At 71.9% G+C, this 13,130-nt stretch carries 10 protein-coding genes and 1 pseudogene; 9 read left to right on the forward strand and 2 right to left on the reverse strand.

Going from position 1 to position 13,130, the window contains the following annotated elements; translation table 11 throughout:
* Window positions 1–15 precede the first annotated feature (15 nt).
* Window positions 16–939 (reverse strand): DUF3152 domain-containing protein, encoded by a 924-nt coding sequence (locus ACZ4Z3_RS07790; RefSeq protein ID WP_468500228.1) that lies wholly within the window; start codon window positions 937–939, stop codon window positions 16–18.
* 511 nt (window positions 940–1,450) lie between these two features.
* On the opposite strand from ACZ4Z3_RS07790, the gene ACZ4Z3_RS07795 reads away from it, so the two are divergent.
* The 6 genes from ACZ4Z3_RS07795 to ACZ4Z3_RS07820 all read left to right on the forward strand — a co-directional run bounded on the left by ACZ4Z3_RS07795 (window position 1,451) and on the right by ACZ4Z3_RS07820 (window position 8,074).
* A complete protein-coding gene (locus ACZ4Z3_RS07795) occupies window positions 1,451–2,500 on the forward strand; it encodes a MerR family transcriptional regulator (protein WP_468500229.1) in 1,050 nt (349 codons plus the stop codon).
* Window positions 2,501–2,596: 96 nt separating this feature from the next.
* The gene (locus tag ACZ4Z3_RS07800) at window positions 2,597–2,782 is read left to right on the forward strand and encodes a hypothetical protein (protein WP_468500157.1); all 186 of its coding nucleotides are present in this window, start codon (window positions 2,597–2,599) and stop codon (window positions 2,780–2,782) included.
* 83 nt (window positions 2,783–2,865) lie between these two features.
* A complete protein-coding gene (locus ACZ4Z3_RS07805) occupies window positions 2,866–4,341 on the forward strand; it encodes an acyl-CoA synthetase (RefSeq protein WP_468500158.1) in 1,476 nt (491 codons plus the stop codon).
* Window positions 4,334–5,854 (forward strand): carboxyl transferase domain-containing protein, encoded by a 1,521-nt coding sequence (locus tag ACZ4Z3_RS07810; protein ID WP_468500159.1) that lies wholly within the window; start codon window positions 4,334–4,336, stop codon window positions 5,852–5,854. The genes ACZ4Z3_RS07805 and ACZ4Z3_RS07810 overlap by 8 nt, the downstream gene beginning before the upstream one ends.
* A 274-nt stretch (window positions 5,855–6,128) precedes the next feature.
* Window positions 6,129–7,166, forward strand: a complete 1,038-nt coding sequence (locus ACZ4Z3_RS07815; protein ID WP_468500230.1) for a rod shape-determining protein — start codon at window positions 6,129–6,131, stop codon at window positions 7,164–7,166.
* A gap of 419 nt (window positions 7,167–7,585) precedes the next feature.
* Entirely contained in the window at window positions 7,586–8,074 is a 489-nt protein-coding gene (locus ACZ4Z3_RS07820) for a hypothetical protein (protein WP_468500160.1), read from the forward strand.
* Window positions 8,075–8,095: 21 nt separating this feature from the next.
* On the opposite strand, the gene ACZ4Z3_RS07825 is transcribed toward ACZ4Z3_RS07820, so the two are convergent.
* On the reverse strand, window positions 8,096–9,010 hold the full coding sequence (locus ACZ4Z3_RS07825; protein ID WP_468500161.1) for a DUF4231 domain-containing protein: 915 nt from the start codon (window positions 9,008–9,010) through the stop codon (window positions 8,096–8,098).
* Window positions 9,011–9,490: 480 nt separating this feature from the next.
* Here ACZ4Z3_RS07825 and fxsBH point away from each other — a divergent pair, with 480 nt between their 5' ends.
* The 3 genes and pseudogenes from fxsBH to ACZ4Z3_RS07840 form a co-directional block, all read left to right on the forward strand.
* Window positions 9,491–11,683, forward strand: a complete 2,193-nt coding sequence (fxsBH, locus tag ACZ4Z3_RS07830; protein ID WP_468500162.1) for a radical SAM/SPASM protein FxsBH, inactivated beta-hydroxylase extension form — start codon at window positions 9,491–9,493, stop codon at window positions 11,681–11,683.
* On the forward strand, window positions 11,676–12,461 hold the full coding sequence (locus tag ACZ4Z3_RS07835; RefSeq protein ID WP_468500163.1) for an AAC(3) family N-acetyltransferase: 786 nt from the start codon (window positions 11,676–11,678) through the stop codon (window positions 12,459–12,461). The genes fxsBH and ACZ4Z3_RS07835 overlap by 8 nt, the downstream gene beginning before the upstream one ends.
* 143 nt (window positions 12,462–12,604) lie before the next feature.
* Window positions 12,605–13,084 (forward strand): annotated as a pseudogene (locus ACZ4Z3_RS07840) (TIR-like protein FxsC); the annotation flags it as partial.
* Between the last annotated feature and the right edge of the window lie 46 nt (window positions 13,085–13,130).

Below are 13,130 nucleotides of genomic sequence, written 5' to 3' on the forward strand. Positions count from 1 at the left end.
ACCGGGCCCCACCCGTCACGGCACGGCGGGCCCGGTGATGAGCCTCCCCTTGGTGTCGTAGGGCCAGACGTTGGGGACGCAGCCCTTCATGCCCTTGATCTGCTGCATCATCGCGGGGGCGGGCTTGCCGCGGCCGGGGCAGCCGACGTGGCCCTCGCCGAGGAAGTGGCCGACCTCGTGGTTGATGATGAGGGCGCGGTAGGCCGTGACGTCGTCGGCGTAGACGGGGGTGGCCAGCTCCCACCGCTTGAGGTTGACCATGACGTTGTCGTCGACGTTGCAGTTGACCTCGCCGCGGGTGTCGAGGCCGTACGCGCCGCAGATGTCGTCGACGGTGCCCGGCGTGGCGACCTTCACGACGAAGTCGGTGGCGCCGCCGGAGACCCGCTGGAACGCGGAGTCGCCGTCCGCAGTCCATCCGCGCGGGTCGCCCAGGATGCGCTCCACCTCCTCGGCGACGTCGGCGGCGGAGAGGGACAGCCCCTTCTCGACCTCGACGCGGTAGCGCAGGACCTTGCCGTCGCCCACCTTGGGGCCACTGCCGGGAGCCCTGGTGAAGGTGCCGGGCCCGGACTCGGGGATGGCGCGCCCGGACGGCGACGGCGAGGCGGAGCGCCCGGCGGAGCCGCCGGAGGAACCGCCGGTCGAGGCCCCGGAGCCACCGGAGCCACCGCCGGCCGACTCGTCGGTCGAGTCGTCGGCCGAACCGCCAGTCGAACCCCCGGTCGAGCGGCTCGGTGACGTGCTGGGCGAGACGACGGACCCGCGTTCGCCATCGGCCCCGGTACCAGCACCCTCACCCGCACCCGCACCCGCCGTGCGTCGGGACCGCTCCGGTTCGGGCTCGGCGGAGACGGCGGACCGGGCCCCGGCGGACTCGTCCCGGTCGGCGGGCGCCCAGCCCACGGCCGCGAACCCGGCGGCGCCGAGGACGGTGATCGCCCCCAGCCCGCCCCACAGCCGCCCGCGCCCCGGACGCCCCGCACCGGACCGCCCCTTCCCGCGGCGACCATGGCGGGCCCGACGGCCCCGACCCGCACGCCCGTCGCCCTTATCGCCGCTGCTCGCGCGGGCGTCGTTCTCCCGCCCCGTCTCCACGCCGGCCCCGGCGTCACCGGGCTCGCGGCCCTGGCCAGAACGTGCGGGGGCCTTGCGGCGGCGCCCGCCGCCCTTGGCCCGACGCCCGGCGGGCTCCGCGGAGCCGCTCCGGCGGCGACGGTCAGGGGAAGGCGTTGCTCTGCGCTCGGTCATGTTCCTTCAGAGTGTGATCAGGTTGTGATCGGATGAGACCCATTCGATCACGAAACGATAACGGATGATCGGCATAGTTCCGAACACGCGCTTGACCTTCACCTTTGGTGAAGCCCCAGCATCGAGAGCGGAACGAGGAACAGTCGGGGCAAGGTGAACCGGCCTGCACAAAGGGGGAGTTGTGGCCGAACCAGGAGCCATGCTGACGATCGGCGCGTTCGCGAAGGCGTGCCGGCTGTCGCCCAAGGCACTGCGGCTCTACGACGAGTTGGACCTCCTGCGCCCCGCCCGGGTCGACCCGGACACCGGCTACCGCTACTACACCACCGGGCAGTTGGAACAGGCCCGGCTGGTGGCGTGGCTGCGCCGCCTGGGCATGCCGCTCGCCCGCATCCGTACGGTGTGCGCGCTGCCGCCCGCCCCCGCGGCCCGGGAGATCCGGGCGTACTGGGCCGGCGTCGAGGCCGACACGGCAGCCCGGCGCGAGCTGGCGGCGTTCCTCATGGACCACCTCACCGACACACCGGGAAGGAACTCCACCATGCTGGAACTCCGTTACGCCGCTCTCTCCGACACCGGACGCGTGCGCGCCGCCAACCAGGACACCGCGTACGCCGGCGCCCGCCTCCTCGCCGTGGCCGACGGCTTCGGCCCCGGCGGGGCCCCCGTGAGCACGGCGGCCGTGGAGGCACTGAAGACCCTGGAGCGCGAGCCTCTTCCGGCGGGCGACGTGCTGAACGTGCTGGAGGACGCCGTACGGAACGCCACGGACGCCGTACGGGAGAGCGCGGCGACCGAGGACGACGGCACCACCCTGACCGCGCTGCTGTGGACCGGCTCCCGGCTCGCCCTCGTCCACATCGGCGACTCCCGCGCGTATCTCCTGCGCGGCGGCGAACTGTTCCGGATCACCCATGACCACACCGTCGTCCAGTCCCTGGTCGACGAGGGCCGGCTGACCCCCGAGGAGGCGGCGACCCATCCCCAACCGGCCCTGCTGTTGCGGGCGTTGACGGGCCGCGAGGACACCTCCGCCCCGGATGTGCGGCTGCGGGACGCACACCCCGGCGACCGCTACCTCCTCTGCTCCGACGGCCTCTCCACGGTCGTCCCCGACTCGGACATCCGACGGATCCTGACCTCGTCCGGGACCCCCGCGGCAGCCGTGGACACCCTCGTCGCCGAGGCGAACGGCGCGGGCGGACCGGACAACGTCAGCTGCGTGGTGGCCGACGTGGTGGAGGGGTAGCGCCCCCTGGGCCGTGTCTCCGGGTCCCGGTCGAGGAGGCGGGCCTTCGCGGCCGTACGCACATGGCGGCGCATCGCGGAGGCCGACTGCCGGGAGATGGGCACCACCACCTGGGCCGGCGAGGGAGTGAGCGGCATCGGCGTGCCCCTGCTCACCGCCGTCCCGCTCTGCTCCATCGGCGCGATCGTCGTGGCGGTGGTGGCGGTGGTGGCGGTGGTGGCGGTGGTGGCGGTGGTGGCGGTGGTGGTGCGGCTGGTACTGGTCGTGCCGGGATTCGGGTAGGCCCCCACGGACCGCCCATACCCTCAGACCTCAGCCCCCGGCTTTCACCCCTCGCCTCCCACAGCGACCAAGGAGTACGACGCGTGTCCCCCCTCTTCCCGGACCTGGCCCTGCCCGTCCCGCCCGACCGTCCCGCCCTCCGCTTCGGCGACCGCTCCCTCACCTACGCCGACCTGGCCGCCGCGGCGGGCGCCCTCGCACGCCGCCTGCGCGACGCGGGCCGCGTGGCCGTGTGGGCGACGCCGACGCTGGAGACGGCGGTCGGTGTCGTCGCCGCGCTGCTCGCCGGGGTCCCCGCCGTACCGCTCAACCCGAAGTCGGGCGACAGCGAGCTCGGCCACATCGTGAAGGACAGCGCCCCCACCCTGATCCTGACGGCACCGGGCACCGAACTCCCGGCCGCACTGAATGACCTGCCCCGCGTGGACATCGAGGACGTCGAGGACGTCGACGCCACCCCGGGCCGCGAAGCCCCGTACGCCGTCGAGGACGTCCCGGACACCGCCCCCGCCCTCGTCGTGTACACCTCCGGCACCACCGGTCCGCCCAAGGGCGCCGTGATCCCCCGCCGCGCCGTCGCGACCACCCTGGACGCCCTGGCGGACGCCTGGCAGTGGACCGGCGACGACGTCCTCGTCCACGCCCTGCCCCTGTTCCATGTGCACGGCCTGATCCTCGGCATCCTGGGCCCGCTGCGCCGCGGCGGCTCGGTGCGTCACCTGGGCCGGTTCGGCACCGAGGGCGTGGCCCGGGAGCTGAACGCGGGCGCGACCATGCTGTTCGGCGTGCCGACGATGTACCACCGCATCGCCGAGGCCCTGCCCACCGACCCGGACCTGGCGAAGGCCCTGGCGCGTGCGCGCCTGCTCGTCTCCGGTTCGGCCGCGCTGCCCGTGCACGACCACGAACGGATCGCGGCGGCCACCGGACGCCGGGTGATCGAGCGGTACGGCATGACGGAGACCCTCATGAACACCAGCGTCCGCGCCGACGGCGAACCCCGCGCCGGCACGGTCGGAGTCCCGCTGCCGGGCGTGGAGTTGCGGCTGGTGGAGGACGACGGCACGCCGCTCACCGCGTACGACGGGGAGTCGGTCGGCGAGATCCAGGTGCGGGGCCCGAACCTGTTCACCGAGTACCTCAACCGCCCCGACGCGACCGCCGCCGCGTTCACCGCGGACGGTTGGTTCCGCACCGGCGACATGGCGGTCCGCGACCCCGACGGCTACATCCGCATCGTCGGCCGCAAGGCCACCGACCTCATCAAGAGCGGCGGCTACAAGATCGGCGCGGGCGAGATCGAGAACGCGCTCCTCGAACACCCGGCGGTGAAGGAGGCCGCGGTCACCGGCGCGCCCGACCCCGACCTCGGCGAACGCGTGGTCGCCTGGATCGTCCCCGCGGACCCCGGCGCCCGCCCCGACCCCGACGAACTGGCCGCCCATGTGGCCGCGAGGCTGGCTCCCCACAAGCGGCCGCGGACCGTCCACTACCTCGGTTCCCTCCCCCGCAACGACATGGGCAAGATCATGAAGCGGGCGCTGAAGACGGATGACTGACCACCGCTTCTCAGCCCGCGAGGCCATCGCGTTCCTCACCGACGACTTCACCCGCCTCCCCGTCCCGCCGAAGGAGTACGTCCCCGACGGCCCCCTTGCCTGGCAGGGCTACGACATGGCCCGCGCCCGTGCCGCCGAACACACGGGCGAGGAGGAGTCGGTGGTGTGCGGAGTGGCGACGATCGGCGTGACAACGAACGGCACGCCGACGCCCCCGCCACCCCCGCCACCTCCCTCACCTCCGTCACCCCCCTCACCGGCCTCCGCCCCCTTCCCCGCCCCCGTCCCCGCCGACGGCCCGGCGGGAGCGGTCCGTGCCGTCCTCATCGCCTTCGAGTTCGGCTTCCTCGGCGGCTCCCTCGGCGAACGTACCGGCGACCGGCTGGAGTCGGCGTACCGGTACGCGCGGGAGCACCGTCTGCCGGTCGTGTCGCTGGTGGCGACCGGCGGCAGCCGGATGCAGGAGGGCATGCGCGCACTCACCCAACTCCAGCGAGTGGCCCGCCAGTCGGCCCTCACCCGTGCGGCGGGCCTCCCCCAGATCGCCGTACTCCGCGACCCCACGACGGGCGGCGGCTGGGCCACCCTGGGCGCCGGCGCCGATGTCGTCCTCGCGCTCCCCGCCGCCCAGGTCGGCTTCGCCGGCTCCCGGGTCCGCCCGCCCGACGCCGACCCCGCCGCGTACACGGCCGAGGCACAGCGGGATGCGGGCGCCGTGGACGCGATCGTGGCCGCCGAGCACCTCCGCGAGACCCTGGCCCGCTGGCTCCGCCTCCTGACGGCCCCCTCGACGGCCCCGGCCCCGCCCCCGCCCCACCTGCCGACGCCGCCCCCGCCCCACCTGCCGACTTCGGCCACGGGCGCCCCGCCCCCGAGTGGCCCGCGTCCCCTCCCCGCCAACGGCTGGGAGGCCGTGGAGCGGGCCCGCTCCGCCCGCCGCCCGCGCGCCTACGCCTACCTGGACGCCTACTTCACGCACCGCACGGCCATCAGCGGCGACCGGGCGGGCGGCACCGACCCCGGCATGCTGTGCGGCTTCGGCGAGCACGAGGGCCGGACGATCGCCTACGCGGCCCAGTGCGGCACGGCCACCCGCCCGGCCGGCTACCGCACCGCCGCCCGTCTGATCCGCCTCGCGGACCGGCTCGGCATCCCCGTGCTCACGCTGGTGGACACCCCCGGCGCGGCGAACGACGCCGAGGCGGAACGCCAGGGCGCGGGCGCCGCCATCGCCGACCTGTTCACGGCCGTCGCCACCGCCCGCACCCCCGTCACCACCCTCGTCATCGGCGAGGGCGGCTCGGGCGGCGCCCTCGCCCTCGCCGCCCCCGGCAACACCTGGGCCACCCCCGACAGCTACTTCTCGGTGATCGCCCCGGAACTGGCCGCCGCGATCCTCAAACGCCCGGAGAGCCAGGTCAGGGCCACGGCCGACGAACTCCGCATCCGCCCACAGGACTTGGTGGACCTGGGGGTGGTCCGGGGTATCACGAGCCCGGTGACCGGAGGGTGACGGGCGGCCGGCCGGCCGGGAGACCGGAGGGTGACGCGCGGCCGGCGGGCGACCGGAGGGCTGCCGGTGTGACGCGCGGCGGGCGACCGAGGTGACCGGCTGGCGACCCAGGTGACCGGGTGTCACAGAAACCACCCGTCCAGCCGCACCCCACCCGGCCCACCCCAGCGGGCACCCGGCCCCCCGCCCGCGCACGATGCAAGGGAACCAGGGAACCGCCGCCCGGCGGTCCGCACGGCCCGTGCTCTCGGGAGGATCCGCCGCCATGACGACCATGACCGCCAGTCTGGAGCAGCTGCGCCGCTGCCATTTCGCCGTCGACCTGGGTGCGGCGCGGACCCGTGTCTATGTGAAGGGCGCTGGTCTGGTGGTGGACCAGCCGAGCGTGGCCGCCGTGAACACGAGGACGGGGGCCCTGATCGCCGTCGGAGAGTTCGCGGAGAGGATGACGGGCCGTACGCCCCACTACATCCGCGTCGCGCGGCCCGTCTCCGGGGGCACGGTGGTGGACATCGACATGGCCCAGCGGATGCTGCGCCAGCTGCTCGGCGACAAGGTCCGCCGCACCCTGCGCCGCAAGCCGGTCCTCCGGGCGGCGGCCTGCACCCCGCACGACGCGGACCCCCTCGCCCAGCGCGCCACGATCGAGACGCTGGTGGGGCTGGGGGCGCGCCGGGTGGAGCTGGTGGACACGCTGATCGCGGCCGCGGTCGGCTGCGGTCTGCCCGTGGAGCAGCCCGAGGCGACCATGATCATGGTGTGCGGCGCGGCGGCCACGCAGCTCGCCGTGCTCTCCCTGGGCTCGGTGGTCAACGCCGTGCGCATCCCGGTGGGCGGCGAGGCCATCGACCACGCGATCGTGCAGCACCTGCGCCTGCGGCACGAACTGACCCTGCCCAGCCAGTCGGTACGGCCGCTCCAACTGGCCCTGTCCGGCAACGGCCTCACCCCGCACGGCCCCGCGTCCACGGAGATCCACGGCCTGGACGTGGCGACAGGGCTCGCCCGTTCCGTCCAGGTCGACACGGCGGCCGTGCGCGACGCCATCCAGACCCCGCTGACGGCGGTCGTCGACGGCATCGGCAAGGTCCTGCGCGACTGCCCGCCCGACCTGGTGGCCGATCTCGCCGACCGCGGCATCATGATGGTCGGCGGCAGCGCCCTGCTCCCCGGCTTCGACCAGATGCTCCGACACGCGACGGGCATGCCGGTGGCGATCGCCGAGAGACCGGACGTCTGCGCGGCCCTCGGAGTCGGCGCGATGCTGGAGGGCCGCCTCGCACCCATCTCCCTGGACCCGGTAGCCGACTGACCCACCACGGCGGCGCAGGCCCCGCCACGGCGCTTCCGCCGAGCGGCGGACGGACGACGACGGACGGCGTGCGGTGGCGGACGGCGAGCGGTGGGCGACGGACATCCGCCGGGCGCACGCCCGGCGGACAACAAGCAGCGCACGGCGAGCAGCCAGCGGCGGCAGCGGCATTGGAGGCACGCGGAAGCCAGCGGCATTCGAGGCACGCGGAGGCCGCCAGCGACGGCATTCGAGGCATGCGGAGGCCGCCAGCGGCGGCATTCGAGGCGTGCGGAGGCGGTCGGCAGCGGGCCGGTCACCCGCTCGTCGCCCCCGTGAGTCCACGACGCCCACCCGAACACCCGTACGCGTCATTCTCGCTGAAGTCCCGTGCCGCTAGGGTGGGTTGGACGACCGCGGCCACGGAGGTGAGCGCACGGATGCCAGGGCCCGTGACCCGGATCGGCATCACCGGACACCGGCAGATCCCGGAGGCCGCCCTGTCCGCCGTAAGGTCCGGCATCCGGTCGGAACTGCGCAACCGTCCGACGGCCCGGGCCCTCAGCAGCCTCGCCGCCGGAGCCGACCAGTTGTTCGCGGAGATCGCCCTGGACTGCGGTGTCCCGGTGACGGCCGTGATCCCCGGCATGGACTACGAGACCCACCTGGGCGGCGACGAGGTGCGGGCGGAGTACCGCCGGCTCCTCAAATGCTGCGCGGAACGCGTGGAGCTGCCGTACGAACGCACGCACGACGAGGCGTACTACGCGGCGGGACGCTACATCGTCGACCACGCGGACCGCATGGTCGCCGTCTGGGACGGCGCCCCGGCCCGCGGCCTGGGCGGCACGGCCGACATCGTCGCGTACGCGCGGCGGACGGGCGTCCCGGTGACGGTGCTGTGGAGCCCCGGAGCACGCCGGGCCTGACGCGTCGACGGCGACGCCCTCTCAGGACCCGAACCGCACGAGCCAGTCCGTGTGCTGGGGGGAGACCAGGCGCTCGGCCTCGGCGACCGCGTCGGCCCAGCCGTCCTCGGTGACCGTGGTGCCCATGGCGACGCGATGGGTGTCGAGGTCCTGTTCGACGAGCTTGTGGGCGTAGGTGAGGGGGCGGTGCCGGCGGACCTCCTGCCAGGCCACACCGGCCGCGGCGGCGGCGCTGAGCACGCCGGTCGGGTCCCAGCGGCTGCCGATCGCCCCGAGGGCGCGCAGCACGGCGGTGATCAGGGCCAGACCGGTCAGTGTGGTCGTGACGCCGGACCAGCGCACGGAGGCCTGGTGGGCCTGCCCGGCCTTGCCTCCATACCAGGCCAGCTGCTCCAGCACCCGGTCCCGGAGGTAGATGTCCCGCCGCGCGGGGAACCGCTTGGCGCGCACGGCCCGCATCCGGGGGGTGATCTGCCCGAGCCCGAGCTCGGCGGAGCTCTCCCGCGGGTCGTCCCAGCCCACCTTCCGCAGCTCGCTCAGCCGCTCCTCCAGCCGTTCGGCGAAGAGGGCCTCCGGGTTGACGTGCCGTGAGTGGAAGGGACCGCCGTGCACCATGTACTGCCAGGCCAGCGACTTGATGACCTCGGCGGCGGCACGATGCGCCTGCCAGTGCACCCGGGCCCGGCGCCGGGAGGCATGGATCCCGATGGCGATGGTCGCGGCGTACAGCACGGCCGCGACGGCGGACGGTATCCGACTGCCCACCCGCTCCGCGAGCGAGGCGGTCCCCGTGGCGAGCAGCAACGCGAACAACTGCGTCCGCACGATCTTGAACGACTCCCCCTGATGGACCAGCGCGAGCTGATCACACACATGGAACAACGGGGGTAAATCACGATCACTCACCGTGGTGCTCGGGCCGGGCGTGGCAGCCATAGGAGGACCTCGCACAGATGTCTGGAGACAACGGGCAGATCATGCTCTCGTCAATTCGAGAACTCCACCAGAGCGCCCCGTCTTACCTCCCGAACTCCTGCACTACGCAGGCGCGCATGGAATGGGGCGTACATGCTAAAAACGTCCCAGGCGATATCATCCCACCCGCAATGACGATGCCCCTCCCGCGGGATCTCGTCGGCCAAAGGCCGATGACACACACACTGGTTCGTTGATCGAGACGGGAAAGACATGATCCCTTCGTGCACGAAGCCAAACCGTCGACCTGACGCAGTCGAGCCGGCCACCAACCGCGTGACCTCCCTCGGGACGATCAACCCTCGGGAGCCCCGAGCCCGGCGCTCCACCGATCGACTGATCGACACACGCAAGGCTACAGCCAGGTTCAACTCGGTCATCTGACCCGGCACGCCAACAGACCCCAATCCCGATCTGAGCAGCAGGGGTTGGGGTCTCGTCATGCGACTTCGAGGAGAGCGACGCACATTGCAAGAAGTGAGGGACGACCACGACCGTATACCGGTCCAGCAGTTGGTCCTCAAGGTGCACAGCCGATGCGATCTGGCTTGCGACCACTGCTATGTGTACGAGCACGCCGACCAGAGCTGGCGTGCGCGGCCGATCGTGATCGCCGAGGACGTCGTCGGCCAGGTCGCCCGCCGCTTGACCGAATACGTGACCACCACCTCCCCGAAGTCGTTCACGGTCATCCTGCACGGAGGCGAACCCCTGCTCGCCGGCCCGGACCGACTGCGCGACATCTGCGCGGAACTCACCGGTGCGCTGGCGCCCGTCACCGCACTGGACCTGCGGATCCACACGAACGGCATACAACTGGGCCGACGGCACATGGAGGTCTTCCGGGAGTTCAGCGTGAAGGTCGGGGTCTCCCTGGACGGCGACCGGGCCTCCAACGACCGCCACAGACTCGACCGCCGGGGCCGCAGCAGCTATGACCGGGTCCTGCGGGCCCTCGACCTGCTGGGTCTCCCGGAGTATCGGCATCTGTACCAGGGCCTGCTGTGCACAGTGGACGTGGCGAACGACCCGATCGCGGTGCACGACGCGCTGACCGCGCTGGAGCCGCCCCGGATCGACTACCTGCTCCCTCACTCCACCTGGGCCTCACCTCCGCCCGGCCACGGCCATGGGACGCCCTACGCCGACTGGCTGCTCAAGGTCTTCGACCGCTGGGAGGAGCAAGGCCGGCCCATGCCGGTCAGGACCTTCGACTCAGTGCTCAGCACACTCCGAGGCGGCTCCAGCCTCACCGAGGCCCTGGGGCTGGCTCCGTCCGACCTCGCGGTCATCGAGACCGACGGCTCGTTCGAGCAGGCCGACTCCCTGAAGACGGCGTACGACGGCGCCCCGGCCACCGGCTATGACGTCTTCCGGCACAGCTTCGCGGAGTTCGCGGACCATCCCGGCGTCCGTGCCCGCCAACAGGGCGTGGACGGGCTGAGTGCGGCGTGCCGCTCCTGTCCGGTCGTGGAGTCCTGCGGTGGCGGGCTCTACGCCCACCGATACAGCGACGTAGGTGGATTCGACAACCCGTCCGTCTTCTGCACCGACCTCCGGGCGCTCATCGAGGGTGTCGCCGAGCGGATCACCGAACGCGCCCTGGTCCCGTCCGTCACCGGAATCGAGGAACTCCGTCTGGCCCAGACCGAGCTGAGCCGACTGCTCGTCGCCGGTGCGCACGAGCACCTCGCCGGCCACCCCGACTGGGACACCGCCTGGGAGCTGCTGATAGGGCTGGACACCGATGAGACGAGCGGAGTGGCGCTCAACGCCGTGCTCTCCCACCCCTATCTACGCCCCTCCCTGCACAGGGCCGACGCGCGGAACCGGTTGCCCCGGCTCATGGCCACGGCCGTCGCGGCCGCGATGCGGGCCGGCGTGGAGACGACCCTCAGTTGGGATGAGCCGTCCAGCGAGGTGTACCTCCCGACGCTCGGGACGGTGTCGCTGCAGCAGCACGGTCGAGTCGAGTTCGTGGTCGCAGACCACGACTTCCGGTGCCGTGTGCTGAGCGGCGGCTCTGAACCGCCGCTGGGGTGGCGGCCCCTAATGAGAGTCTCCCCGTCCGACGGGCCGTCGCTGCTCATCGACGACGCCGATCCGCACCGGGCCTGCTTCGGCGCATCGCTCACCGACCCGCTGAGCCCCAGTGATCTCGCGCTCTTCGGCAAGAGGCTCCAGGCCGCCCACGATCTGTTGGACGAGCGCCGCCCCGGCCTGCGCGAGAGTGCCAACGTCCTCTTCGCTACCACAGTGACCCCCCTCGCGGAGGGCTCCGGGCTGAGGATCGACGCAAAGGTGCCCGACGCCCTGGGCCTGGCCCTCGACTTCGAACCGGAGATGTTCGTCAGTGAACTCCCCCATTTGGCACGGACGTCGAGGCTCGCTGCTCTGTGCCAGGTGTCAGACCTGTCTGTGCCCGGTACGGGTACTGGGCGTCTTTTCGAAGAGGTGAACGCCTGTCTCGGCAGAGCGGCCTCAGGGCAGGATCGATTCTCCGTCGACGAGGAACTGAAGCGGGCCCGACACGCCCTCGAAAGCCTGACTGCGCTTTCGGCAAGCGAACTCACTGAGAATGGACGGTACTTGGTCCAAGAATTCAACGAGGAATGGCGAGCACTCCATGACTGATGCCACTCAATCGCGGAATCTTCTGCACCAGCTGCAGAACACTCTGACCGAGCTGGGCGTCCGCCCAGGTGCCATCCTCATGGTGCACTCCGCCCTGGGCGGCACCGGACTCGGCGCAACCGCCGTGCGAGACGCGCTGCTGCGCGTCCTGGGCCCGGACGGCACACTCGTCGTCCCCGCGTTCACACCGGAGAACTCCGACACGTCTCGCGAGTACCGCCGGAGGGTCGAGGGCATGACGGAGCACGAAAGGGACGAACACCGGGCCGCAATGCTGCCGTTCGAGCAGAACACCACCCCCTGCCCAGCCATGGGTGCCCTCGCCGAATGTGTACGGAGCACACCCGGCGCGGTCCGCAGCGCCCACCCGCAGACCTCCTTCGCCGCGCTCGGGCCACGCGCCCTGGACTTGCTCTCCGACCACGATCCGTACTGCCACCTCGGCGAGGGCTCCCCCATGGCACGGCTGTACGAGGCCAACGCGCAGACGCTACTGCTGCGTGTGGGGTTCGAGGTGTGCAGCGCCTTCCATCTCGCCGAGTACCGGATGACGCCTCCCCCAGCGCGTCGGACGTACCGCTGCGTGGTGGAGGAAAAGGGCAACTGGATCGAGTACGAGGATCTCGACCTGCACGACGGGGACTTCGGCGAGATCGGGGCACGGGTCCCACGCGACCTGTACGAGGAACGGGAGTGGGCGGGAAGGCGGGTCGTGCACATCGGTGTGCGTGACGCGGTCGACTCGGCGAGCAGGCTCATGTCCGGATATCGCAGATGATTGGCGTGAAACACGCCATCCGACAACCGGACGGGTCAGGCACATTGTTGGCTCCGGCCAGATGACTCTTCGGCGGGGGAACGAGGGCGTCCAGAGGCGGGGGGCATGTGAACACGTACGCACGGGGACGGGTCGTTCCGGACATGAGACCCTATTTCTTTCTGAGTTACGCCCATACGCCGTCCTCGGGGCCCGGTAGCGGCGACCCGAACCACTGGGTGCACACGCTCTTCAAGGATCTGTGCAAGGACATCCTTGAACTCACCGCCATCGACGGCACGCCCGTGGGTTTCATCGACCGGGAGATGCGGTCGGGAGAGGGCTGGCCGGAGCAGCTCAGCCTGAATCTCGCGCACTGCCGGGTCTTCGTGCCGCTGTACTCCCCTCGCTACTTCAGCAGTCCGTACTGCGGTCGGGAATGGTTCGCCTTCACCGACCGCATGCGCCAGGCACGGGACACGGGCGTCGGCGACATTCCGGCCATCGTGCCGGTGCTGTGGACCCGCGTCGACCTCAATCGGCTCCCGGAGTCGGTGCGTAACATCCAGGTGGAGCAGACGGCTTTCGGCGAGCGTTACCTGTCCCACGGAATCTTCGGACTGATCAAGCTCAAGCGATTGCGGAACGAGTACGACGAGACCGTGCTGATGCTGGCCCAGCGCATCGTGC

The sequence above is a fragment of the Streptomyces sp. NPDC030296 genome, from assembly GCF_055572815.1.

Bases quoted from the DNA above. Each gene is read 5' to 3' on its own strand.
- ACZ4Z3_RS07795 (WP_468500229.1), top strand. From the start codon at position 1,451: ATGCTGACGATCGGCGCGTTCGCGAAGGCGTGCCGGCTGTCGCCCAAG.
- ACZ4Z3_RS07800 (WP_468500157.1), top strand. From the start codon at position 2,597: ATGGGCACCACCACCTGGGCCGGCGAGGGAGTGAGCGGCATCGGCGTG.
- ACZ4Z3_RS07810 (WP_468500159.1), top strand. From the start codon at position 4,334: ATGACTGACCACCGCTTCTCAGCCCGCGAGGCCATCGCGTTCCTCACC.
- ACZ4Z3_RS07815 (WP_468500230.1), top strand. From the start codon at position 6,129: ATGACCGCCAGTCTGGAGCAGCTGCGCCGCTGCCATTTCGCCGTCGAC.
- ACZ4Z3_RS07820 (WP_468500160.1), top strand. From the start codon at position 7,586: ATGCCAGGGCCCGTGACCCGGATCGGCATCACCGGACACCGGCAGATC.
- ACZ4Z3_RS07825 (WP_468500161.1), bottom strand. From the start codon at position 9,010: ATGGCTGCCACGCCCGGCCCGAGCACCACGGTGAGTGATCGTGATTTA.
- fxsBH (WP_468500162.1), top strand. From the start codon at position 9,491: ATGCGACTTCGAGGAGAGCGACGCACATTGCAAGAAGTGAGGGACGAC.
- ACZ4Z3_RS07835 (WP_468500163.1), top strand. From the start codon at position 11,676: ATGACTGATGCCACTCAATCGCGGAATCTTCTGCACCAGCTGCAGAAC.